This window comes from Micromonospora sp. NPDC005173 (genome assembly GCF_040608515.1).
GTDB lineage: Bacteria > Actinomycetota > Actinomycetes > Mycobacteriales > Micromonosporaceae > Micromonospora.
In genome coordinates, this window is record NZ_JBEXIK010000002.1 from 162,793 (window position 1) to 186,002 (window position 23,210).

Here is a 23,210-nt window from a genome sequence, read left to right on the forward strand (position 1 = left end):
TGTTCCTTTCATTGCTGTCAGACCTGCCGTAGCTCGGCCGGACCGGCCTCGATCCCAGCCGGCGGCAGTGTCGCCAGCAGGTCGTCCGGTGGACTGGCGGGCAGCCGGAGGGTGAACGTCGATCCACCACCAAGAGTGCTCGACACCTCCACCCTTCCGCCATGGTTGCTCGCGATGTGTTTGACGATGGCCAATCCGAGCCCGGTGCCGCCGGTGGCACGCGAGCGGGCCTGGTCGGCCCGGTAGAACCGCTCGAAGACCCGGTCCACGTCCGTCGGGGCGATGCCGATGCCCTGGTCGGCGACGGCGATCTCGACGTGCTCGTCGTCACCGCGGGTGGTGACCCGCACCGTGGTGTCGTCGCCGGAGTAGTTGATGGCGTTCTCCACCAGGTTCGCCACCGCCGTGGCGAGCTGGGTGTCGCTGCCGTACACGGTGAGGCCGCGCTCGCCGGTCACCGTCACCTCGACGCCCCGGGCGGAGGCGGTGGTGCGGGTCCGGTCGACCACCTCGGCGATCACCCAGTCCAGCGCGACCGGCTCCGCTGGCGGCTGCGGCTCGGCGCCCTGCAACCGGGTCAGCTCCAGCAACTCCTGCACCAGCCGGCCCAGCCGGGTCGACTCGTGCTGGATCCGTTCGGCGAACCGACGGGCGGCGACCAGGTCCTCGGAGAGGTCGGGCGTCGCGGCGTCGGCCGGCTCGGTGGCGTCCAGCAGGGCTTCGGCGAGCAGCTGGAGCGCCCCGATCGGGGTCTTGAGCTCGTGACTCACATTGGCCACGAAGTCACGTCGCACCCGGGCCAGCCGGTGCGACTCCGTCACGTCGACCGCTTCCACCGCGATGAAGCCATTGCCCAGACCCATCGCCCGCAGGTGCACACCGAGCGGGTTCTCCCCCGCGCTGTCGCGACCCCGGGGCAGGTCCAGCTCGATCTCGCGCCGCACCCCGGTGCGCCGCACCTGGCCAGCGAGAGTACGGATCAACGGGTGCGCGGCGATCGACCCTGGCGTGCTGCCGGTACGCAGCAGACCCATCGCGCGGGCGGCCGGGTTGATCAGCACGGGCACGTCGTTGTCATCCAGCACCACGACACCGGCCCGGAGCGAGTCGATCGTCCGGCGGCCGAGCCCGGCCTGTTGCTCGTCGACTATCGCGGGCCTCCCCCTGCTCCAGCGGGAGCTCGCGCTCCCCGTCGACGTGGAGAGGCCGTCCCGCGTCCGCAGGAACCGGGGCAGCAGGAAACCGGCGGCCAACCCGGCCACCAACGCCGCGGCCACCACGACCGCCACCACCCACTCCACCCGGCGATCGTAGGGTCATTGTTAACCTGGCTACCACACAGACCAGGACGAACCACCCTCACTTTCGCGAATGTTCACCCCTGCGTCCGGTGCCGTTCACCGGGGTTCATCCGGGGTCCGTCCGCGCCACCTACCGTTGGCGTCGCACCTGCTCAACCCCTGCGCCGGCACCCGTCGGCGGCGACCGACCACAGGACGTGATGATGCGCGACGAGTTCCGGGCCGACCTCCAGATCGTCAGCCAACTGCTGGTGGACATGGCGGAGGGCGTCCGCGCCGCCATGCGCCAGGCCACCCGGGCCCTGCTCACCGCCGACCGGCAGGCCGCCGAGACGGTCATCGAGCGGGACGCCGAGATCGACGACCTCTACCGGCACGTGGAGGAGCGGGTCTGTGACCTGCTCGCCCGGCAGGCGCCGGTCGCCTCCGACCTGCGCGCCATGATTACCGCACTGCACGTGGCCGCCGACCTGGAGCGGATGGGCGACCTCGCGGACCACGTGGCGAAGACCGCGCTGCGCCGGCACCCCTCGCCCGCCGTACCCGCCGAGCTGCGGACGATCTTCACCGAGATGGCCGAGATCGCCGACCGGATGGCCGTGAAGATCGGCTCGGTGCTGGCCAAGCCCGACGCCGACCTGGCCGGCGAACTGGACCGCGACGACGACGCGATGGACGAGCTGCACAAGAACCTGTTCGCCGTGCTGCTCGGCGACGACTGGCCGTACGGGGTGGAGACCGCGATCGACGCCACCCTGCTGGGCCGCTTCTACGAGCGCTTCGCCGACCACGCGGTCAACGCCGGTGAGCACGTGGTCTACCTGATCACCGGGCAGACCTCGCCCACGGCGAGCTGATCCACGTACGGCGAAGGCCCCCGGGTTCCCGGGGGCCTTCGTCGTAGGCTCAGCGGCCCTGGTTGGCCACCGCGGCGGCGGCCGCCTTGGCGGCGTTCGGGTCGAGGTACGTGCCACCCAGGGTGAGCGGGCGCAGCTGCGGGTCGAGGTCGTAGCGCAGCGGGATGCCGGTCGGGATGTTCAGCTTGGCGATCGCCTCGTCGGAGATCTGGTCGAGGTGCTTGACCAGGGCGCGCAGCGAGTTGCCGTGCGCGGCCACCAGCACCGTCCGGCCGGCCAGGATGTCCGGCACGATCGAGTCGTACCAGTACGGCAGCATCCGGTCGACGACGTCCTTGAGGCACTCGGTGCGCGGCATCAGCTCGGTCGGCAGCAGCGCGTACCGCGGGTCGCCCACCTGCGACCACTCGTCGTCGTCCGCGATCGGCGGGGGCGGGGTGTCGTACGACCGGCGCCAGAGCATGAACTGCTCCTCGCCGTACTCCTCCAGGGTCTGCTTCTTGTTCTTGCCCTGCAGGGCGCCGTAGTGCCGCTCGTTGAGCCGCCACGACCGGCGCACCGCGATCCAGTGCCGGTCGGCGGCGTTCAGCGACAGCTCGGCGGTGCGGATCGCCCGGCGCATCACGCTGGTGTGCACGACGTCCGGCAGCAGACTGTGCTCGCGCATCAGCTCGCCGCCGCGCCGCGCCTCATCCTCGCCCTTCTCGGTCAGGTCGACGTCCACCCAGCCGGTGAAGAGGTTCTTGGCATTCCAGTCGCTCTCACCGTGCCGCAGCAGGACCAGCGTCCCGACGGTGGGCCCCTCGCTCGCAGTCATGCGGATCATCCTGCCCCACCCGGGGACGTGACACGCGGGCACCCGTGGTGACGACCACCACGTGAAAAAGCGGATGACCTGCGGATCCGTCCAGCACTAGGGTTGTAAGGCGCTGTAGTCACATCGGTCATTACTTGCAAGCGGGGGAACCACGTGCGGACGATGCGGAGCTGGTTCCGGGACACCACCGGCGGCCTGCCCACCACTTTCTGGTACCTGTGGAGCGGCACCCTGATCAACCGGCTCGGCTCGTTCGTGCTCGTCTTCCTCGCCATCTACCTGACCCAGGAACGCGGCTTCTCCGCGTCCCAGGCTGGCCTGGTGCTCGGCCTGTGGGGCGTCGGCGGCGCGATCGGCACCACCGCCGGCGGCACCCTGGCCGACCGGTGGGGACGGCGACCCACGTTGCTCACCGCGCACGTGGGCGCGGCCGCCATGATGCTGGGCCTCGGGCTGGCCCGGGACCTCTGGGCGGTGGCGCTGGGTGCGCTGCTGCTCGGCATGTTCGCCGAGGCGGCCCGGCCCGCGTTCGGTGCCATGATGATCGACGTGGTGCCGGCGAAGGACCGCCTGCGCGCCTTCTCGCTCAACTACTGGGCCATCAACCTGGGCTTCGCCTGCGCCGCCATCCTCGCCGGCCTCGCCGCGCAGGCGAACTACCTGCTGCTGTTCGTGGTCGACGCGGCCACCATGCTGATCACCGCGCTGATCATCTTCGTGAAGGTGCCGGAGACCCAGCAGACCGGGCGTGCCGTCACCCCCGCGGCCACCGCCCAACGCGGCGCCCTGCGCACCATCCTCAACGACCGGGTCTACCTCGGCTTCGTGGCGCTGAACCTGTTCGCCGCGCTGGTCTTCCTCCAGCACATCTCGATGCTGCCGATCGCCATGGGCGACGACGGTCTCAGCCCGGCCACCTACGGCTCGGTGATCGCGCTCAACGGCGTCCTGATCGTGGTCGGCCAACTCTTCGTGCCCCGACTGATCCGGGGCCGGAGCCGCTCGCACGTGCTCGCGCTGGCCGCCGTGGTGATGGGTGTCGGGTTCGGGCTGACCGCGTTCGCCGGCACCCCCTGGTTCTACGGGCTGACCGTGCTGATCTGGACGGTCGGCGAGATGCTGAACTCACCGTCCAACTCCACCCTGATCGCCGAGCTGTCCCCGGCCGAGCTGCGTGGCCGGTACCAGGGCGTCTTCTCCCTCTCCTGGCAGATCGCCGGGGCCTGCGCGCCGATCCTCGGCGGCCTGGTGCGCGAGCACGCCGGCAACGACACGCTCTGGTTCGGCTGCGCCGCGATCGGCGTCCTGACCGCGGTGGCCCACCTGGTGTCCGGCCCGGCGCGCGAGCGCCGCGCCACCGCGTTGCGTCGCTCCGGCGAGGCGCTGGCACCGGTTGAGAACCCCCGGCCGCCGGCTTCGCAGCCCGCCGAGGCTGCCGTCTGACGGTGGCCCCATCGCTGTGACGAAGGGCCCATGATCAGGAAATCGACTAGCGGGACCGGGCCCGAGTTCCTACCGTGCAGGAGAAACGGTTAGGAAACTGAACTGTCGGGAGGTCGGGTGCACACCCTGCGGCGCTGGTGGCACGACACCGCAGGTGGGCTCCCCGCCACCTTCTGGTACCTCTGGGCCGGCCTGCTCATCAACCGAGCCGGCGCGTTCGCCATGCTCTTCCTGTCGCTGTACCTCACCGACGCGCGGGGGGCCAGCGAGGCGCTGGCCGGCACGGTGGTCGGCGCGTACGGGGCCGGTGGGGCCGCCGGCGTCCTGCTCGGCGGAGTGCTGGCCGACCGGTGGGGTCGCCGAGCCACCCTGCTCGCCGCGCACCTGGCCACCGCCGGCTTGATGGTGGCACTGGCCTTCAGCCGACCCCTGGTGCTGATCGCGGTGCTCTCCGCGCTGGTCGGCGTGGTGCACTCGATGCCGAGCCCGGCCTTCGTCGCGGCGATCGTCGACGTGGTGCCCGCGCAGCGTCGCTCGCGCGCGTTCAATCTCCAGTTCTGGGCGTTCAACCTGGGCATGGCGGTCGCCTCGCTGCTCGCCGGCGTGCTGGCCGAGGCGAGCTTCACCGCGCTGTTCCTGGTGGACGCGGGCGCCACCCTGGCCGCCGCCGGCGTGATCGCCTGGAAGGTGCCGGAGACGCTTCGACGCACCGCACCGACGGCTGACCTCCCGCCGCCCACCCCATCGGCGCCGGGGGCGAGCCGGGTTCGGCAGCCGGGCCTGCACACCGCACTCACCGACCGGACCTTCCTGATCTTCGTCGGGCTCACCTTCGTGCTGGCCGTACTCACCCTGCAGACCTCGACGATCATGCCGCTGGCCATGCGCGCGGACGGCCTGGGTCCGTCGGCGTACGGGCTGGTGGTGGCGCTCGGCGGAGGGCTGATCGTGATCGGCCAGTTGTTCGTGCCCCGGCTGATCGACCGGCACCGCAAGGCCGTCGTGCTGGCGGCCTCGACCGCCCTGCTCGCGCTCGGCTTCGGTGTGCTCGCCGTCGCCGACGAACTGGCCGTTTACCTGGGCGCCGCGGTGGTCTGGACGGTCGGCTCGATGCTCGCCGCCCCGCCCAACGCGCAGATCAACGCGGATCTGGCGCCGCCTCAGCTGCGCGCGCGGTATCAGTCGGTCTTCTACCTGACGTTCCCGGCTGCGGCGTTCGTCGCACCCACACTCGGCGGGGTGAGCCTGCAATACCTCGGCGACCGGCACTGGCTGATCGTCGGCGGGCTCGGCCTGCTGGCCGCGCTCGGCCACCTGCTGGCCGGACCGCCCCGGGAGCGGCACGTCGCCGCGCTGCGCCGGGCCGCCGACCGGGAGCCGACACCGCCCGCGGACCGCGTGCCGGCCGCGTGACCGACCCACCCCGCCCACGGGGTACGACAGACGCAAAGCGCCCACCACGGCCCGAAGGTCGTGGTGGGCGCCCGCCGGCGGGGCCGGCGGCGGCGGGCAACACTCACCCCCGTAAGCATCGCCCGCTCACGCCGCCGGTCCAAACAGGTGGGCACCGTCCCCCAACGGTTGATCCACCCGTCCCCTCGCGTCTCGCTCGGTGCACGGATCTGATCGATCCGCCGCTCCCCCGAACGTTTCCAAGCGTGACGCGGTGCAATAAAGCTAGTTCGCCCGGATTCTGGATTCAACCCAGATCGGCTGTCTCGCCGATCACAACTCGCGAGTATCCGCTGCTCGGGCCTCGGTCTTTGGTAACAGCCGCATACCCGTCGCGCATTCCCGCAAACACCTCAACCGTCCTCTCGATCCGGTGATTCCGTCCGGAAGAAGTTGCTCTGCCGACCGTCGCGCATCTGCTCCTGATAAATCAGGTTCAGTCGCCGCAGGTCGAAAGTGTGGAACCACGCATCCCAGGTGATCTCGCGGATCCGGCTGCTCTCCCGGTAACCGGGGATGTTGAAGGTCAAAACCCCCGCCCGGCCGTCCCGCTCGGTGCCGGCGATGGTCGCCGGCTTCGCCCCGCGTTCCCGGGCCCAGCGCATGATCACCTCGTGGTTCGCCGTGATCAGGCTCCGCCCCGGGCGCTCCGGCCGGTCCGCGATCGACGAGATCACCTGCGAGCTGCGAACCGATCGCCCGGTGCTTCGCCCTACCCGGATCCCACCCGCCGTCGTACCACCGCCGGCCGGCCGGCTCGGCGCAGCGCGCTTTGCGGGCGCCGCCCGCTTCGCCGCCGGTCGCGCCGGGGCCTTCTTCGCCGGGGCCTTCTTCGCGGGCGCGGTACGGGCCGTAGTCGTCTTGCGCGCCGGCGCCGTCTTGCGGGCGGCCGCCGTCTTACGGGCGGCAACCGTCTTACGTGCCGGCGCCGTCTTGCGGGCAGCCGTCGCCTTGCGCGCGGGTGCAGTCTTGCGCGCGGTGGCCGTCGCCTTGCGCGCGGGTGCAGTCTTGCGCGCGGTGGCCGTCGTCTTACGGGCGGGCGCGGTCTTACGGGCGGCCGTCGACTTCGCCGCTGCCGTCGTCTTCTTCGCGGCGGCTGTCTTCTTCGCCGCCGTCGTCTTCTTCGCGGCGGTCGTTTTCTTCGCCGCCGCTGTCTTTCGCACGGCGGCCGTTTTCTTCGCGGCGGCCCGCTTCGCGGGGGCGCTCTTGTTCGCCGGCGCGGCCTTCGCGCGGCTCGGCACCGCCCTGGCCGCCGACTTCTTCGTCGCGGCGGCACGGCCCGCCGACGCCCTGGTGCCGGTGGCCCGGCCGGCCGGGCCGGTGCTGCGTCGGCCGGCCCCGCCACGCTCGGCCCGCAACGAGCGCACCAACTGTTTCACCAGGTCGGGCTTGCGCAGTGCGGAGATCCCGGAGACCCCGCGTTTGCGCAGCTGCCCGCGGATGTCGTCCACCCGCATCCGGGAGATCTCCGACTCGGAGATCCCCGGTGTGTTCGGCGTCTGGTTGCCAGCCTGTCGTTTGGTAGTGGTCGCAGTCCCGCCGCGACCTGAGCTGTTCCGCTGAGCCATGGGACGCTCACGCTCCTCGACACTCCGTCCTCGGCGCGCGGGGGTCCCTGTGCCGCACCGCGCGGTGCGGCATACCCGTCAGGAGCGGTCCGAACCACCAGCCGGCAGACAGTCGGGTCGGACCGGTCAGGACAGACGGTCAGGCGGGGTCTGGGCCCACCGTCAAGCGGGGTCGGGGCCGGTGCCGGACGGCTCGAAGAGGTGGGCAAAGGCGGCCAGATTGGCCGTCGACTCACCGCGCTTGACCCGCCACTCGTACTCCCGACGGATGGAGCTGCCGAAGCCGATCTCCAACATGGTGTCGAAGGACTCGTCGGCGTACGTGAGCACCGCGCCAAGCAGCCGGTCCAGCTCGTCGGCGTCCACCCCGGCCGGGTTGACCCGCCCCGTCAGGTACACGTCGCCGACCGCGTCCGTGGAGAAGGAGACCCCATACATCCGTGCGTTGCGCTGCAACAGCCAGGCCCACAGCTCCTCGCGCCGCTCGTCCGGCTGACGCATCACGAACGCCTCGACGCGTAGCGCATGCTCGCCGACGATCAGGTTGCAGACCGTCTTGAGCTTGTGGGTGCCCGGCAGGGTCACCGCGTACGAACCCGGCCCGGTCGACTCCCAGGCCAGGTCCCGCTCGGCACAGACGGACTCGATCAGGGTCGCAAGATCGCTCTTCGGGCTCACCGGACCCACTCTACGACCGACCCGGCCGGTGCACCCGGCGGCGACCGGTAGCCCCGGTCACCAGGAGCAGGAGAGCGCGGGATCGCCCGCCAGGTCGGCGGCGAGGCGGGCGCGGTGCGCCGTGATCGCCTCGCCGTAGACGGCGAGAAGGCCGGCGACCGTACGGTCCCAGGAGAAATGGCGGGCGTGCTGCTCGGCGCCTCGGGACAGCTCCGCCCGCCGGGCCTGATCCGGCAGCAGGCGGGCCAGCGCGACCGCCCAGTCCGCTGGGTCGTGCCCGTCGATCAGCACCCCGCTCACCTGGTCCCGCACGGCGGTGACCAGCCCGCCGACGGCGGCGGCCAGTACGGGCGTACCGCAGGCCTGCGCCTCCAGGGCGACCAGCCCGAAGGACTCGTTGTGCGACGGCACCGCGACCAGGTCGGCGGCCCGGTACAGGGCGGGCAGGTCGTCCCCGGTCTGCGGTGGCAGGAAGCGCACCCGGTCGGTGACCCCCAGGGTGGCGGCCAGCTCGATCAGCGCGGTGGGCCGGTCCAGCCCGCTGCCGCTGGGGCCGCCGCAGATCGCCACGGTCACCTCGTCGGCCAGGGCCGGGTCACGCTCCCGCAGCGCGGCGACCGCGCGGATCAGCACGTCGGGGGCCTTGAGCGGCTGGATCCGACCGACGAAGGCCACCACGTACCCGTCGACCGGCAGCCCCAGCCGGCGGCGGGCCGCCCGGGTGGCTGCGGACCGGTCGCCCGGCGCGGGCCGGAACCGCTCCAGGTCGACGCCCGGCGGGACGACGGCGACCTGGGTCGGGTCGGCGTCGTACCGTTCGACGAGGTCGCGGGCCTCCACCCGGGTGTTGGCGACCAGGCGGTTCGCCTCGGCGACCACCTGCTCCTCGCCGATCACCCGGGCCTTGGGTTCCGGCCGGTCGCCGGCTGCGAGCTGGGCGTTCTTGACCTTCGCCAAAGTGTGCGCGGTGTGCACCAGCGGCACCCCCCAGCGCTCCTTGGCCAGCCAGCCGACCTGGCCCGAGAGCCAGTAGTGGGAGTGGATCAGGTCGTAGTGCCCGGGCGGGCGGGACGCCTCGGCCCGCAGCACCCCGGCCGTGAAGGCGCAGAGCTGGCCGGGCAGCTCCTCCTTGGTGAGCCCCTCCAGCGGGCCGGAGGTGATGTGCCGGACCTGCACGCCGGGGGCCATCTCGACCACCGGGGGCAGGTCGCCGGAGGTGGCCCGGGTGAAGATCTCCACCTCGACGTTGGCCTCGGCGAGCCGCCGGGCGACCTCGAGGATGTAGACGTTCATTCCGCCAGCGTCACCCGTGCCGGGCTGGTGCAGCGGGGAGGTGTGTACGGACAGGGTCGCGATACGACGGGGCCGGGGCCACGGTTGCGTACCTCGCTGACGACCGACACCGGTGTGCAGTTCCGCCACGTCCGCTCCTCTTGTCACGGTTAATGCCGTCGCACGACCGGCGCTTCTCGCTCAACCTGTACGCCGGATGTCATCTTCCCCATCGGGCTACGGAAATTCCCCGGTGGTCCCCCGGGGGTGACGGACCTCATCTCCGTGCCTCATCTCCGTGCCCGCCTGCGGCGGCCCCCACGCCCGCCCGGAGCGGGTCGGATCGGCGGGGTGACAATGACGGGATGACCTCTGTCGCCATCGTCACCGGAGCGTCCAGCGGGATCGGCGCGGCCACCGCCCGCCGGCTCGCCGCCGAGGGTTTCCACGTGCTCGCCGCCGCCCGCCGCCCCGACCGGCTCGCCGACCTGGTCGCCGAGATCACCGCCGCCGGTGGAAAGGCCACCGCGGTGACCTGCGACGTCACCTCGGACGAGTCGGTGGCCGGGCTGGCCGAGGCCGCCGCACGGGCACCCGGGCCGGTGACCCTGCTGGTCAACAACGCCGGTGGCGCGCGCGGCCTGGAGCCGGTGGAGTCCGGGTCGGTCGCCGACTGGCAGTGGATGTACGACGTCAACGTGCTCGGCACGCTGCGGGTGACCCAGGCGCTGCTGCCGGCTCTGGAGGCGTCGGGCGCCGGCACCATCGTGGTGGTCTCGTCCACCGCCGGCCTGACCGTGTACGAGGGCGGGGGCGGCTACACCGCCGCGAAGCACGCGCAGACCGCCATCGCCGGCACGCTCCGGCTGGAACTGTGCGGTCGGCCGCTGCGAGTGATCGAAATCGACCCGGGCATGGTGAAGACCGACGAGTTCGGCCTGGTCCGTTTCGGCGGCGACGCGGAGCGAGCCGCCGCCGTCTACGCCGGGGTGCCCGGGCCGCTGGTCGCCGAGGACGTCGCCGACTGCATCGCCTGGTGCGCCACCCGCCCCGAGCACGTCAACGTGGACCGGCTGGTGGTCCGGCCTCGGGCGCAGGCTGCCCAGCACAAGGTGCACCGCGTCGGCCAGTGAAGCGCGAGGAGTGAGCCGGGCCTGCGAGCCCCGCAGTCGCGAACGGGGTCGGCAGTGACGCGCGAGGAGTGAGCCGGGGCGGGAGGTCGGGATGAGCGGAGCGGCGAGACGCCGGCCGCTCGGCGTGGTCACCCGGGGCACGACCAACCCGAACCGGCTCCGCCGGGTGGACAACTGGATCGTCGCCACCTGCGCCGACCGACTGCGAGCGGCGGCCGACCCCCTGGTGGTCGATCTCGGCTACGGCGCCACCCCGGTGACCGCGGTGGAGCTGCGGGCCCGGCTGGCCGCCGGGGTCCGTCCGGACGTACGACTGGTCGGGTTGGAGATCGATCCGGCCCGGGTGGCCGCCGCGGCACCGGCCGCCGACCCGCCCGGCCTGACCTTCGCTCGCGGCGGGTTCGAGCTGGCCGGGCTCCGGCCGGTGCTGGTGCGCGCGTTCAACGTGCTGCGCCAGTACGACGAGAACGAGGTGCCCGAGGCCTGGCGGACGATGACCGCCGCGCTCGCCCCGGGCGGGGCGCTCATCGAGGGCACCTGCGACGAGTTGGGCCGACTCGCCAGCTGGCTGCTGATCGACTCTGACGGCCCCCGGACGCTGACCCTGGCCGCGAAGCTCGTCACGCTGGGTAGCCCCGCCGAGCTGGCCGAACGGTTGCCCAAGGCCCTGATCCACCGCAACGTCCCCGGTGAACCGGTGCACGATCTGATCCGGGCGCTGGACGACGCCTGGCAGGCCGCCGCCCCGTACGCCCCCTTCGGCCCCCGCCAGCGCTGGCTACGAGCCGTAACCCAGCTCAAGAGCGCCGACTGGCCCATCCTCGACGGCCCGCACCGCTGGCGCCAGGGCGAACTGACCCTCCCCTGGCCCACCATCGCCCCCCGAACCTGACCGCAATCCCCGCACTTTCGCCGCTTTTGCACCATCAAGGCCGGTTTTCACCGCCAGCGCAAGATCGGCGAGGGTGCCGGGGCGGGATCACACCGTGCAGTTGATGAGGACGGGTTCCGGGTGGAGGGTTACGCCGAAGCGGGTGTGCACCGTGTCGCGGATGTCGCGGGCCAGGGCGATCAGGTCGGCAGTGTGAGCCGTGCCGGTGCGGTTGGTGAGTGCCAGCGTGTGCTTGCTGGAGATGGCCACCCCGTCCGGGCCCGGGTGGCCCTTGACGAAGCCGGCCTTGTCGATCAGCCAGGCAGCGCTCACCTTGACCGTGTCGTCGGCCCCGGGCCAGTGGGGCGGCTCGCCCAGCTCGACGGCGCGCTCCCGGAGCAGCTCGTACGTCGCCCGGTCGAGCACCGGGTTGGTGAAGAAGGAGCCGACCGAGCGAGTGTCGGGGTCGGTGGCGTCGAGCACCATGCCCTTACCGGCGCGCAGCCGCAGCACCGCCGCCCGGGCGTCCGCCAGCGGCACCCGCTCGCCGACCTCGACTCCGAGCGCCCGGCCCAGCTCGGCGTAGCGCACCGGGCCGGAGAGTGGGGACCGGGCGAGCCGGAAGTCGACGGAGAGCACCACCCAGCGGTCCCGGTACTTGAAGATGCTGCCCCGGTAGACGAACCCGCAGTCGGCGGCGGGGATGAACTGACGGGTGCCCTCGACCCGGTCGTACACCTCGACTCCGGTGATGGTCTCGGCGACCTCCTGGCCGTACGCGCCGACGTTCTGGATCGGGGTGGCACCGGTTGAGCCGGGGATGCCGGAGAGGCACTCCACGCCGGCCCAGCCGTTGGCCACCGTGGCGGCGACCAGGTCGTCCCACGGCTCGCCGGCCTCGACCCGTACGGTGACCGACCCGGCGTCATCGGCGACGACCCGCAGGCCACCGGAGCGCACCAGGACGACCGTGCCGGGGAAGCCGGCGTCGCCGATCACCATGTTGCTGCCGCCCGCGAGGATCAGGACCGGCTCGTCCGCGGCCTGCACGGCCCGGATGATCTCGTCGGCACTGCCTGCGGCCACGATGCGCCCGGCCGGCCCGCCCATCCGCAGCGTGGTGTAGCTGGCCAGTGGACCAGGGATGGCACGATCGGCTTCGGTTGTCGACTGGGCGTAGGCGTCTGACACGTCTTTCACCTTAGGCTGAGGGGTAGCCGCGGCACCCACTGGTGGCCCGGCACCCCCGGGAGGATGGCGATGAGCAGACTGCACGGCAGCAAGGATTTCTGGATCGGGGCGCTCCGAACGGAGGGCCCGGCCTTCGCCGCAGCGGTGGCCGAGGCACCGCCGGAGACACCGGTGCTGTCTTGTCCCGGCTGGACGGTCAACGATCTCACGCTGCACCTCGCCGGCATCTACCACTGGGTTTATTCGTTCGCCGGCTCCGGCGTGACCACCGCGCCGGCCCCCCGGGTCCAGGTCGAGGCGGACCGGGCCGAGGCGGCCCGGGGTCTGAGCGCTCTCCAGTTCTGGCAGCAGGGGTACGACCAGCTGATGACCCTCTTCGACGGGCTCGACCCGGAGACCCCGGCGTGGAACTGGGCTCCGCAGCCGAAGAAGGCCGGCTTCTGGCCGCGCCGGATGGCACACGAGACGGCGGTACACCGCTGGGACGCCCAGCTCGCCATCGGAGCCGGTGACCCGGTCGAGGCGAAGCTGGCCGCCGACGGCGTGAGCGAGGTGCTGGACACCTGGTTGCCCGCGGGCCGACGGCAGGTGCCGGGCGACTGGCACGGGGTGGTGCAGCTCTCCGCGGTCGACGCGGCCCAGGTGTGGTATCTGCGGCTGCGCGGCCAGGGGGTGGCGCTGCTCGACACCTCGACCATCTTCGACCACGACGACCATCACGCCCGGGCGCAGGTCAGCGGCAACGCGAGCGACCTGCTGCTGGCGCTCTGGGGCCGGGTCAGCTTCGAGACGCTGGATGTCAGCGGCGACCGGACCCTGCTCGACGGCCTGCGTACCGACTGACCGCCACCCGGCCCGCACGTCGAGGGCGTCACCCCACGTGGGTGGCGCCCTCGTTGGCGTCAATGTCTCGGTAACGAATGAAAACCGAGAGAGCGCTCTCTTGACAGCGCGGAAACGACCCAGCACCCTGTCCGTGAGAGCGCTCTCCCAGCCACTTGCCACCACCCGATCACCTTGAGAGGGGTCCGAATCCCATGGCTGTCTTCCCGCGCCGCCGCCTCGCCGCGGTGGCCCTCGCCGCCGCCACCGCCCTGCTCGCCACCGCCGGCTGCGGCGGCGCCGACGAGGCGGACGGGGACGGACCGGTCACGCTGACCGTCGACGTCTTCGGCCAGTTCGGCTACGAGCAGCTCTACCAGGAGTACATGAGCGCGCACCCCGACGTGAAGATCGTCGAGCGCGGTGCCGGCACCAACCTCGACGAGTACTCGCCGAAGCTGACCCAGTGGCTCGCCGCCGGCCGGGGGGCCGGCGATGTGGTGGCCATCGAGGAAGGCCTGATGGTCGAGTACAAGGCCAACCCCGGCAACTTCGTCAACCTGCTGGACCACGGCGCCGCCGACCTCAAGGGCAACTTCCTCGAATGGAAGTGGAACGCCGGGCTGACCGCCGACGGCAAGCAGCTGATCGGCCTCGGCACCGACGTCGGCGGCATCGCCATCTGCTACCGCTCGGATCTCTTCGCCAAGGCCGGCCTGCCCACCGAACGGGACGAGGTCTCCAAGCTCTGGCCGACCTGGCAGGACTACATCGCCACCGGGGAACGGTTCGTCGCGGCGAAGACCGGGGCGTCGTTCCTCGACGCGGCAACCAACACCTTCAACACCATCCTGCTGCAGACCGCCGGCAACACGACCGGGTACAGCTACTACGACACCAGCGGCAACGTCGTCGTCGACAGCAACCCGGCGGTACGACAGGCCTGGGACACCACGATGGACATCATCGACTCTGGCCTCTCCGGAAAGTACGGCTCCTGGTCCGAGGAGTGGGTTTCCGCCTTCAAACAGTCGAAGTTCGCCACCATCGCCTGCCCCGCCTGGATGACCGGGGTCATCGAGAGCAACGCCGGCCCGACCGCCCAGGGCAAGTGGGACATCGCCCGGGTGCCCGGCAACGGCGGCAACTGGGGCGGGTCACACCTCGCCGTGCCCAAGCAGAGCAAGCACCAGGCCGAGGCGATCGAGCTGGCCAAGTTCCTGACCAGCGCCAAGGGCCAGATCGGCGCGTTCAAGGCCAAGGGCCCGCTGCCCTCCTCGCCGCAGGCGCTCGACGATCCGGCGATCACCGGCGCGACCAACGCGTACTTCACCGGGGCACCGGTCGGCGCCATCTTCGGCACCGGCGCGAAGAGCCTGAAGCCGGTCTACATGGGCCCGAAGAACCAGGCCGTCCGCACCGAGGTGGAGAACGCCGTACGGACCGTGGAGCTGGGGCAGCGCAACCCCGGGCAGGGCTGGACCGACGCGGTGGCCAACGCGAAGAAGGCCGCCGCCAAGTAGCCAGACCCAGCGTGCGGGCGGGCTCCGGCTGCCGGAGTCCCGCCCGCACCGCGAAAGGAGCTCCCGGGCATGACCGTCCAGCTCGACGCCCGCCCGCCGGCCGCACCGACGCCCGGCAACCGCCGCGGATCGTCGGGTCGACTCACCCGACTCGACACCCGCTACTCCCCGTACCTCTACATCGCCCCGTTCTTCCTGCTCTTCGCGGTCTTCGGGGTCTACCCGCTGGCGTACACCTTCTGGGTCTCGCTGCACGACTGGGACCTGCTCGGCACCGACCACCCGTTCGTCGGCGCGGCGAACTACACCCAACTGCTGGCCGATGCCGACTTCTGGCACGCGGTGGTCAACACGCTGGGCATCTTCGTCATCTCCACCGTCCCGCAACTGCTCGCCGCGCTCTGGCTGGCCAACCTGCTCAACCGAGGGCTGCGGGCCCGTACCGGCTGGCGGATGGCGGTGCTCGTCCCCAACGTGACCTCCACCGCCGCCGTGGCGATCGTGTTCGGGGTGCTCTTCGGCCGCGAGTTCGGCATGATCAACTGGATGCTCGACCTGGTCGGGGTCGACCCGGTGGCCTGGAAATCCGACCGGGTCGCCTCCTGGGTGGCCATCTCCGCCATGGTCGACTGGCGGTGGACCGGCTACAACGCGCTGATCCTCCTGGCCGCGATGCAGGCCATCCCCCGCGACCTGTACGAATCGGCGGCGATCGACGGCGCCAACCGGGTCCGGCAGTTCTGGTCGATCACCGTTCCGCTGCTCAAGCCGACGATCATCTTCTGCGTCATCATCTCCACCATCGGCGGGTTGCAGCTCTTCACTGAGCCCCGGCTGTTCCACTCCGGCACCAACCCGATCCGGGGCGGATCGCTCCGGGAGTCGCAGACCGTGACCATGTACATGTTCGAGAACGCCTTCGCACCGCACTACAACTTCGGGTACGGCTCGGCCGTGGCCTGGCTGCTCTTCGCGCTCATCGCGATCGTGGCGGCGGTCAACGTGCTGGTCCTGCGCCGGATGGGCGGCGGATCGGGACCCGGTCCCGGGAAGGGAGCGGCTCGATGAGCCGGCTCTGGCGGGCCAGCCCGCTGACGTACCTGGCCCTGGTGATCGCCGCTGGGATGTCGGTCTTTCCGATCTGGTGGATGTTCGTGGTGGCCAGCCGGTCCAGCGACGCGATGGGTCAACTGCCGCCGCCGATGACCCCGGGCGGCAACCTGGGGGCCAACATCGCCCGGCTGTTCGACAACACCGACGCGTACTTCCTGACCGGCCTGATCAACTCGACGATCGTGGCCTGCACGGTGACCGTCTCCGTGGTGTTCTTCGCCAGCCTGGCCGGCTTCGCCTTCGCGAAGCTACGGTTCCGCGGCCGCAACGCGCTGCTGTTGGCGATCATCGCGACCATGATGGTGCCGACCCAGCTCGGCGTGATCCCGCTGTACATGTTGATGACCCGGCTGCAGTGGAACGACCGGCTGCCCGCGGTGATCGTGCCGGCACTGGTCACCGGGTTCGGGGTCTTCATGATGCGGCAGTACGCCGGACAGGCGGTCAGCGACGAGCTGATCGAGGCCGCCCGGATGGACGGCTGCGGCACGGCCCGGATCTGGTGGCACGTGGTGGTGCCCGCGCTGCGACCGGCCGCCGCCGTGCTCGGCCTGCTCACGTTCATGACCACCTGGAACGACTTCCTGTGGCCGTACGCTGTGCTGAACGACCCGGCGAACCCGACCGTTCAGCTCTCCCTGCGGGCGCTGTCAGACGGGTACTACCAGGACATGTCGCAGGTGTTCACCGGGACGGCCATCGCGACGCTGCCCCTGCTGCTGGTCTTCGTGCTGTTCGGCCGGCAGATCATCGGCGGGATCATGGAAGGTGCGGTCAAGGCGTGAATGAACTCCGGTTTCCCGAGCACTTCCTCTGGGGAGCGGCCACCGCCGCGTACCAGATCGAGGGCGCGGCCCGCGACGACGGACGCGGCCCGTCCATCTGGGACACCTTCAGCCGCACACCGGGAAAGGTGTACCAGGGCCACACCGGCGACGTCGCCTGCGACCACTACCACCGGTACGCCGACGACGTGGCGCTGATGGCCGAGCTGGGGCTGCGGGCGTACCGGTTCTCGGTCGCCTGGCCACGGATCCAGCCGGACGGCACCGGGCCGGTCAACCCGCGCGGCCTGGACTTCTACGACCGGCTCACCGACACGCTGCTCGACCGGGGGATCGACCCGATCGTCACCCTCTACCACTGGGACCTGCCGCAGACCCTTGGCGACCGGGGCGGCTGGACCAACCGGGACACCGCCGAGCACTTCGCCACGTACGCCACGGCGATGTACGCCCGGCTCGGCGATCGGGTGGACGTCTGGACCACGCTGAACGAGCCGTGGTGCTCGGCCTACCTCGGCTACGGCAACGGGGTGCACGCCCCCGGCGAGCAGGACCCGGCGGCGGCCTTCACCGCCGTACACCACCTGCTGCTCGGGCACGGCCTGGCGGCGCGGGCGCTGCGGGCGGCCGGCGCACGCAGCGTGGGCATCACCCTCAATCCGGCCGACGTGCGGCCGGCCGACCCGCAGAGCGCCGCCGACGCCGCGGCGGTCCGCCTGGTCGACGGCCTGCACAACCGGATCTTCCTCGACCCGCTGTTGGCCGGTGGCTACCCGGACGACGTGCGGGAGCACGTGGCGCGGATCGTCGAGCCGACGTTCATCCGGGACGGCGACGAGAAGCTGATCGCCGCCCCGATCGACCTCCTCGGGATCAACTACTACCAGCCCAGCTACGTCGCCGGTCGGCCGGACGGCGCTGGCGGCGGCGGTGCGTACCCGGGCACCGAGGGTGCGGTGCAGTTCCTGCCGCCGGCCGGGCCGCTCACCGACATGGACTGGATGATCGAGCCGGCGGGGCTGACCCGGCTGCTGGAACGGATCGCCACCGACTACCCCGGGGTGCCGCTGCTGATCACCGAGAACGGCGCGGCGTTCCCCGACAAGCCGGGCGCCGACTCGCCCGACGGGCCGGGGCAGGTGATCGACACCGACCGGATCGCCTACCTCGACGGGCACCTGCGTGCCGCACACGAGGCGATCTCCCGGGGCGTGGACCTGCGCGGCTATCTCGTATGGTCATTCCTGGACAACTTCGAGTGGGCGGAGGGCTACCGCAAGCGGTTCGGGATCGTGCACGTCGACTACCTGACCCAGCGGCGCACACCGAAGGCCAGCGCCCGGTGGTACCAGGAGGTGATCTCCCGGAACGGGCTGTGACGAGCGGGGGGAAGGCGCTATGACGACGGCGCAACGGCCGACGCTCGAGGCGGTGGCAGCGCTGGCCGGGGTGTCCCGGGCCACCGTGTCGCGCGTGGTCAACGGCTCCACCACCGTCGCCGAGCCGATCCGGGAGGCGGTCAACCGGGCGGTCGCCGAGCTGGGGTACGTACCCAACCTGGCCGCCCGCAGCCTGGTCACCCAGCGCACCGACTCGATCGCCCTGGTCATGCCGGAGGCGGCCACCCGGGTCTTCTCCGACGACCAGGTCTTCCCCGGCATCATCCGCGGGGTGAGCCAGGAGTTGGAGGCGGCCGACAAGCAGTTGGTGCTGATGCTGGCCGGGTCACCGGCCGGGCACCACCGGGTCGAGCGGTTCACCACCGGCCGGCACGTCGACGGCGTGCTCTTCGCGTCGCTGCACGGCGCCGACCCGCTGCCCGGAACGCTGGCCCGACTCGGCATCCCGGTGGTGTGCAGCGGCCGGCCGCTCGGCGACGTGCCCGTGCCGTACGTGGACGTCGACCACGTCGGCGGCGTGACGGCGGCCGTGTGGCACCTGATCGACAGCGGTCGCCGGCGGATCGCCAGCATCGCCGGGCCACAGGACATGGTGGCCGGGATCGAACGGCTCGCTGGCTACCGCGACACGGTTGCCGCCGCCGGGCTGCCCGAGCTGGTCGCGATCGGCGACTTCACCCGGGAGTCCGGGGCTGCGGCGATGCACCGGCTGCTCACCGAGCATCCCGACCTGGACGCGGTCTTCGCCGCCTCCGACCTGATGGCGCACGCCGCCATGCGGACGCTGCGCGAGGCCGGTCGGCGAGTGCCGGAGGACGTCGCGGTGGTCGGCTTCGACGACATCGAGACCGCCGCGTACACCGAGCCGCCGCTGACGACCGTCCGGCAGCCGATCGTGGAGATCGGCCGACGGATGACCCGACAGCTGCTCCGGCTGGCTGCCGGCGAGACCATCGAGCCGGCGGTCATGCTCCCCACCGAGCTGATCCTGCGCGACTCGGCCTGAGTCGGCCGGGCCGCTCGCCGGGGGCCCGCAAGATCCACACAACTTCAGGGATGTAGTGACCTCCGCACGCCCGGAGGCCACTACATCCCTGAAGTTGCTGCCTGCCGCCGGTTAATGCGTCGCCCCGATACCCGATCGTGGTTAGCCTCGCCGGCATGCCGCAATCCGTCGCGTTGTTGCACGTCCCTGCCCTCACCGACGTCGCCGAGTACGCGTACGCGGCAACCGTCGAGCCGCCCGCCCGGCTGGTGTTCACCGCCGGCGCGTGCCCGCTCGACGCGGAGGGACGGACCGTCGCGCCGGGCGACCACGCGGCGCAGGCCCGGCAGGTGATGGCGAACCTGGAGACCGCCCTCAATGCGGCCGGGGCCCAGCTCACCGACGTGGTCAAGACCACCGTCTACGTGGCGTCGTCACGGCAGGCGGACCTGGTGACGGCCTGGGAGGTGGTACGGGACTTCTTCGGCGACCACGACCCGCCCAGCACCCTGCTCGGGGTGGCCGTGCTCGGCTACACCGACCAGCTCGTCGAGGTCGAGGCCGTAGCCGCCGTCCGGACGGGAGCCTGATGCGGATCCGCGTGGCACGACCCGACGACGCTCCGGCCGTGGTGGCGCTGCGGGCCATCGTCTACCCGTACCTGGTGCGCGGGGTCGAGTCGACCCGCAAGATGCTCGCCGAGCCGCCGCCCGAGGAGGGGTGGACCGCCTTCGTGGCCGAGGTCGACGGGCAGGTGGTCGGCTGGGCTTCCGCCCAGCGCGTTGCCTGGACCTCGACGCCGGACGTCGGCGACATCGCCCTGCTGCACGTCCACCCGGAGCACCGGCGGCGCGGCATCGGCAGCGCGGTGCTGGCCGCCGCGACGGACCACCTCGCCCCGCTGGGGATCCGCAGGTTGCGCACCTGGGCGCAGCCGGACTCGCTGCCGTTCGCCCGCCGGCACGGCTTCGAGCCAAGCCGGGAGGTGCGGTACTCCGCGCTCGACCTGGACCCGGCACCGCCCGCGCCGGACCTGCCGGCGGGCGTACGGCTGCACCCGATCGCGGACCTGGACCCGCACCGGCTGTACGTGGCGAACGTGGCCGCTGGGGCCGACGAGCCGAGTGACGTCCCGATCGACGCGGTCAGCTACGAGAGCTGGCAGTACGACGTCTGGGAGAACCTCGGCCTGGACAAGGCGGCCAGCACCGCCGTCGAGGTCGACGGGGAGATCGCCGCGTTCAGCCTGGTGAAGCGGGACGGAGACCGGATGTGGTCGGACTACACCGGCACCGTCCCGGCGTACCGGGGTCGAGGACTGGCCCGGCTGGTCAAGACGGCGGCGCTGCACCGGGCCGCCGGCGGCGGCGTCCGCGTCGCGTACACCTCGAACGACGAGGCGAACGCGCCGATGCTGGCAATCAACGCGCGGCTCGGCTACCGGCCGGTCGCGTCCCAGTGGTCCTGCCTGGCCGAGCTGACCTGATCAGCGTCGGTCGACACGAGGAACCCGGCGCGTCCGGGGGCTTTCGCTATGCCGAGGGGTCGGCGTCGAAGACCTGGCGCGCGGTGGCGTGGGTGTCCGCCCCGAAGAGGACCATGCGCGCCTCGGTGACGTTCGCCGGCGCGGCCGGGCGCAGCACCGTCAGCGCCTGGCGGACCGCGTCCTCGATCGGCCAGCCGTAGATGCCGGCGGAGATCAGCGGGAACGCCACGGTGGACGCGCCCAACTCGTCGGCCACCCGCAGGCTGTTGGCGTAGCAGTCGCGCAGCAGCGCCGAGCGGTCCTCGCCGGCCGACCAGACCGGACCGACGGTGTGGATGACCCAATGGGCCGACAGCTCCCCGGCCGTGGTGGCCACCGCCTGCCCGGTGGGCAGACCCCGGCCGTACCGGGACGCCCGCAACGCCCGGCATTCGGCCAGGATGGCCGGGCCGCCGCGCCGGTGGATGGCACCGTCCACTCCGCCGCCGCCCAGCAGGGACGAGTTCGCGGCGTTCACGATCGCGTCCACCCGCTGGACGGTGATGTCGCCCTCGACGAGGTTGATCTGCATGTCAGCGCCCCTCGATGGGGTGGCCTGCCGGCGGCGCGGGCACCCGTTCGTCGATGGGCTGGCCGAGGGATCGGCGGGCCAGCAGAGTGGCACCGGCGACCGCGGCCGGCATGATCAGCACCGCGCCGAGCGGGATCAGGAAGCAGACGAAGACCGCCACTCCGAAGCCGAGCGCCATGGGTCGGTCCGCCTTCAGCACGGACCGGCGGTCCGGGAGCCGCATCCCCCGCCGGTAGAAGGGTGCCCCGACCAGCTCCAGCGCGAGGAACCAGCCGCCCACCGCCGCCCCGATCACCGGGACCACCGTCTGACCGACCACCGGGATGAAACCGGCGACGAAGAGCGGAATGCCGACCAGCGCAGCGAGGGCCACCAGCCGTACGGAGTCGGCGATGCTGCGGCGCAGCGAAGGCCAGAAGGAGACCTCCACCGCGCCGGGAGTGCCCCCGAGCCGTTCCTCCACCCGCTCGGAGATCTTCTCGTAGAACGGGTCTCCGATCACCAGGGTCACCGCCGTGAAGGTGAGCACGCCGAGCAGCCCGCCGAGACCCAGGATGGCCAACCCGGCGATCACCCGGACCAGGTTGCGGGCGGTGGTCGACCAGTCGTCGGCGAACGGCGTGACCAGGGCGGCGATGTCGTCCACGAAATACGCCAGGGTGGCGATCGCGGCCACGAAGAGCGCACCCGAGATCAACGCCGGCACGATGCCGAGCAGCATCAGTCCGGGGCTGCGCACGTAGAGGCCGAGCCCACGCAGGAGCAACCCGACCCCGGCGAAGAAGCGTCCGACGACCCCGGTCACCGGGCTGGCGATTCTGCTGGCGTCCACGACCGAGCAGCCTAGCGATCAGTGCCAACCGCCGCCGGGCGGCGCGTTGACAGGGATCCCGTCCGTGCACATCAACCGGTTGGTGGATTGCCGGGGTCAGCCGCTGCCACGAAAGATCACCAACGGCTGGTCGATTCGCCGCCGAGCCGCCGCCGCCACGCTGAAGAGGTACGGGTACGACGGCGGAAGGCGGCACGATGCCGGTCATTGAGGTGACCAACCTGCACAAACGTTACGGCGACCTGGTGGCCGTGGACGACGTTTCGTTCACGGTCGAGGCCGGGGAGATCTTCGGGGTCCTCGGCCCGAACGGCGCCGGCAAGACCACCACGGTGGAGTGTGTCGCGGGGCTCCGCGTCCCGGACGGGGGCGGGGTGTCGGTCCTCGGGCTCGACCCCCGCGGGGACGCGGCCCAACTCCGCCAGCGGGTTGGCGTGCAGCTCCAGGAGAGCCAACTGCCGGACCAGCTGCGGGTCGCCGAGGCGCTGGAGCTGTACGCCTCGTTCTACCGCAACCCGGCCGACCCGGCGGGCCTGATCGACAGGCTGGGTCTGGGCGAGAAGCGGAACACCGCGTACAAGAAGCTCTCCGGCGGCCAGAAACAGCGGCTGTCGATCGCGCTGGCGCTGGTCGGCAACCCGAGCGTCGCGATCCTGGACGAGCTGACCACCGGGTTGGACCCGCAGTCCCGGCGGGACACCTGGGCCCTCATCGAGCAGATTCGGGACAGCGGCGTGACGATCGTGCTGGTCACTCACTTCATGGAGGAGGCCGAGCGGCTCTGCGACCGGGTAGCCGTGATCGACCGGGGACGGGTCGTCGCACTGGACAGCCCGGCCGGCCTGGTGTCGACGGTGGCCCCGGAGCAGCGGGTCCGGTTCCGGCCGTCCGCCCCGGTCGACGACCAGCTCTTCACGGACCTGCCCGAGGTGATCTCCGTACACCGCACCGGCAATCAGCTGGTGGTGACCGGCACCGGAGACGTGCTGCACGCGGTCACCTCGGTGCTCGCCCGAAACCAGATCGTCGCCGCCGACCTGCGGCTGGAGCAGTCCACCCTCGACGACGCGTTCGTCGAGCTGACCGGGCACCGGCCCGCCGCCTGAGGGA

At 71.6% G+C, this 23,210-nt stretch carries 21 protein-coding genes and 1 pseudogene; 14 read left to right on the forward strand and 8 right to left on the reverse strand.

Features of this window, described 5'->3' with window-relative positions; translation table 11 throughout:
* Positions 1-17: 17 nt before the first annotated feature.
* Entirely contained in the window at positions 18-1,301 is a 1,284-nt protein-coding gene (locus tag ABZV00_RS03750) for an ATP-binding protein (protein WP_355601578.1), read from the reverse strand.
* 203 nt (positions 1,302-1,504) lie between these two features.
* Between ABZV00_RS03750 and phoU the strand changes: the two genes are divergently transcribed.
* Positions 1,505-2,158, forward strand: coding sequence for a phosphate signaling complex protein PhoU (gene phoU, locus ABZV00_RS03755; RefSeq protein WP_328420805.1), 654 nt, complete (start codon positions 1,505-1,507; stop codon positions 2,156-2,158).
* 49 nt (positions 2,159-2,207) lie between these two features.
* On the opposite strand, the gene ABZV00_RS03760 is transcribed toward phoU, so the two are convergent.
* Complete coding sequence (locus ABZV00_RS03760) at positions 2,208-2,975, reverse strand: phosphoglyceromutase (RefSeq protein WP_355601580.1); 768 nt, start codon at positions 2,973-2,975, stop codon at positions 2,208-2,210.
* 153 nt (positions 2,976-3,128) lie between these two features.
* Here ABZV00_RS03760 and ABZV00_RS03765 point away from each other — a divergent pair, with 153 nt between their 5' ends.
* Together ABZV00_RS03765 and ABZV00_RS03770 are read left to right on the forward strand one after the other, a co-directional pair.
* The gene (locus ABZV00_RS03765) at positions 3,129-4,418 is read left to right on the forward strand and encodes an MFS transporter (protein ID WP_355601582.1); all 1,290 of its coding nucleotides are present in this window, start codon (positions 3,129-3,131) and stop codon (positions 4,416-4,418) included.
* Positions 4,419-4,535: 117 nt separating this feature from the next.
* On the forward strand, positions 4,536-5,831 hold the full coding sequence (locus tag ABZV00_RS03770; RefSeq protein ID WP_355601584.1) for an MFS transporter: 1,296 nt from the start codon (positions 4,536-4,538) through the stop codon (positions 5,829-5,831).
* A gap of 392 nt (positions 5,832-6,223) precedes the next feature.
* On the opposite strand, the pseudogene ABZV00_RS03775 reads toward ABZV00_RS03770, so the two are convergent.
* The 3 genes and pseudogenes from ABZV00_RS03775 to mshA form a co-directional block, all read right to left on the reverse strand.
* Positions 6,224-6,814: pseudogene (locus tag ABZV00_RS03775) on the reverse strand (hypothetical protein); the annotation flags it as partial.
* Positions 6,815-7,600: 786 nt separating this feature from the next.
* Positions 7,601-8,116 carry a YbjN domain-containing protein gene (locus tag ABZV00_RS03780; RefSeq protein WP_355601586.1) on the reverse strand — a complete coding sequence of 172 codons (516 nt, stop codon included), beginning with the start codon at positions 8,114-8,116 and terminating at the stop codon, positions 7,601-7,603.
* Between the two features lie 57 nt (positions 8,117-8,173).
* Positions 8,174-9,538 carry a D-inositol-3-phosphate glycosyltransferase gene (mshA, locus tag ABZV00_RS03785; protein ID WP_355601588.1) on the reverse strand — a complete coding sequence of 455 codons (1,365 nt, stop codon included), beginning with the start codon at positions 9,536-9,538 and terminating at the stop codon, positions 8,174-8,176.
* A gap of 215 nt (positions 9,539-9,753) precedes the next feature.
* On the opposite strand from mshA, the gene ABZV00_RS03790 reads away from it, so the two are divergent.
* Together ABZV00_RS03790 and ABZV00_RS03795 are read left to right on the forward strand one after the other, a co-directional pair.
* A complete protein-coding gene (locus ABZV00_RS03790) occupies positions 9,754-10,521 on the forward strand; it encodes an SDR family oxidoreductase (protein WP_355601590.1) in 768 nt (255 codons plus the stop codon).
* 91 nt (positions 10,522-10,612) lie between these two features.
* On the forward strand, positions 10,613-11,413 hold the full coding sequence (locus tag ABZV00_RS03795) for a class I SAM-dependent methyltransferase (protein WP_355601592.1): 801 nt from the start codon (positions 10,613-10,615) through the stop codon (positions 11,411-11,413).
* 87 nt (positions 11,414-11,500) lie between these two features.
* On the opposite strand, the gene ABZV00_RS03800 is transcribed toward ABZV00_RS03795, so the two are convergent.
* Positions 11,501-12,583 (reverse strand): UDP-N-acetylmuramate dehydrogenase, encoded by a 1,083-nt coding sequence (locus ABZV00_RS03800; RefSeq protein WP_355601594.1) that lies wholly within the window; start codon positions 12,581-12,583, stop codon positions 11,501-11,503.
* A 69-nt stretch (positions 12,584-12,652) separates the two neighbouring features.
* Here ABZV00_RS03800 and ABZV00_RS03805 point away from each other — a divergent pair, with 69 nt between their 5' ends.
* The 8 genes from ABZV00_RS03805 to ABZV00_RS03840 all read left to right on the forward strand — a co-directional run bounded on the left by ABZV00_RS03805 (position 12,653) and on the right by ABZV00_RS03840 (position 20,697).
* The gene (locus tag ABZV00_RS03805; protein WP_355601596.1) at positions 12,653-13,426 is read left to right on the forward strand and encodes a maleylpyruvate isomerase family mycothiol-dependent enzyme; all 774 of its coding nucleotides are present in this window, start codon (positions 12,653-12,655) and stop codon (positions 13,424-13,426) included.
* Positions 13,427-13,620: 194 nt separating this feature from the next.
* Complete coding sequence (locus ABZV00_RS03810) at positions 13,621-14,928, forward strand: extracellular solute-binding protein (protein WP_328420825.1); 1,308 nt, start codon at positions 13,621-13,623, stop codon at positions 14,926-14,928.
* 69 nt (positions 14,929-14,997) lie between these two features.
* Positions 14,998-15,996, forward strand: coding sequence for a sugar ABC transporter permease (locus ABZV00_RS03815; RefSeq protein ID WP_355601598.1), 999 nt, complete (start codon positions 14,998-15,000; stop codon positions 15,994-15,996).
* Positions 15,993-16,826, forward strand: a complete 834-nt coding sequence (locus tag ABZV00_RS03820) for a carbohydrate ABC transporter permease (RefSeq protein ID WP_328420829.1) — start codon at positions 15,993-15,995, stop codon at positions 16,824-16,826. Before ABZV00_RS03815 ends, ABZV00_RS03820 begins: the two co-directional genes overlap by 4 nt.
* The gene (locus tag ABZV00_RS03825) at positions 16,823-18,205 is read left to right on the forward strand and encodes a GH1 family beta-glucosidase (RefSeq protein WP_328420832.1); all 1,383 of its coding nucleotides are present in this window, start codon (positions 16,823-16,825) and stop codon (positions 18,203-18,205) included. The genes ABZV00_RS03820 and ABZV00_RS03825 overlap by 4 nt, the downstream gene beginning before the upstream one ends.
* A gap of 19 nt (positions 18,206-18,224) precedes the next feature.
* A complete protein-coding gene (locus ABZV00_RS03830; protein WP_355601601.1) occupies positions 18,225-19,232 on the forward strand; it encodes a LacI family DNA-binding transcriptional regulator in 1,008 nt (335 codons plus the stop codon).
* Positions 19,233-19,387: 155 nt separating this feature from the next.
* Positions 19,388-19,801 (forward strand): RidA family protein, encoded by a 414-nt coding sequence (locus ABZV00_RS03835; protein ID WP_355601603.1) that lies wholly within the window; start codon positions 19,388-19,390, stop codon positions 19,799-19,801.
* The gene (locus ABZV00_RS03840) at positions 19,801-20,697 is read left to right on the forward strand and encodes a GNAT family N-acetyltransferase (protein ID WP_355601605.1); all 897 of its coding nucleotides are present in this window, start codon (positions 19,801-19,803) and stop codon (positions 20,695-20,697) included. Before ABZV00_RS03835 ends, ABZV00_RS03840 begins: the two co-directional genes overlap by 1 nt.
* A 46-nt stretch (positions 20,698-20,743) precedes the next feature.
* Here the strand turns inward: ABZV00_RS03840 and ABZV00_RS03845 are convergent, their stop codons facing one another.
* Positions 20,744-21,268, reverse strand: coding sequence for an O-acetyl-ADP-ribose deacetylase (locus tag ABZV00_RS03845; RefSeq protein WP_355601607.1), 525 nt, complete (start codon positions 21,266-21,268; stop codon positions 20,744-20,746).
* A gap of 1 nt (position 21,269) precedes the next feature.
* Positions 21,270-22,100: an EI24 domain-containing protein gene (locus ABZV00_RS03850; protein ID WP_355601609.1), complete on the reverse strand. Its 831-nt coding sequence runs from the start codon at positions 22,098-22,100 to the stop codon at positions 21,270-21,272.
* A 197-nt stretch (positions 22,101-22,297) separates the two neighbouring features.
* Here ABZV00_RS03850 and ABZV00_RS03855 point away from each other — a divergent pair, with 197 nt between their 5' ends.
* Positions 22,298-23,206 (forward strand): ABC transporter ATP-binding protein, encoded by a 909-nt coding sequence (locus ABZV00_RS03855; RefSeq protein ID WP_355601611.1) that lies wholly within the window; start codon positions 22,298-22,300, stop codon positions 23,204-23,206.
* Positions 23,207-23,210: the final 4 nt, after the last annotated feature.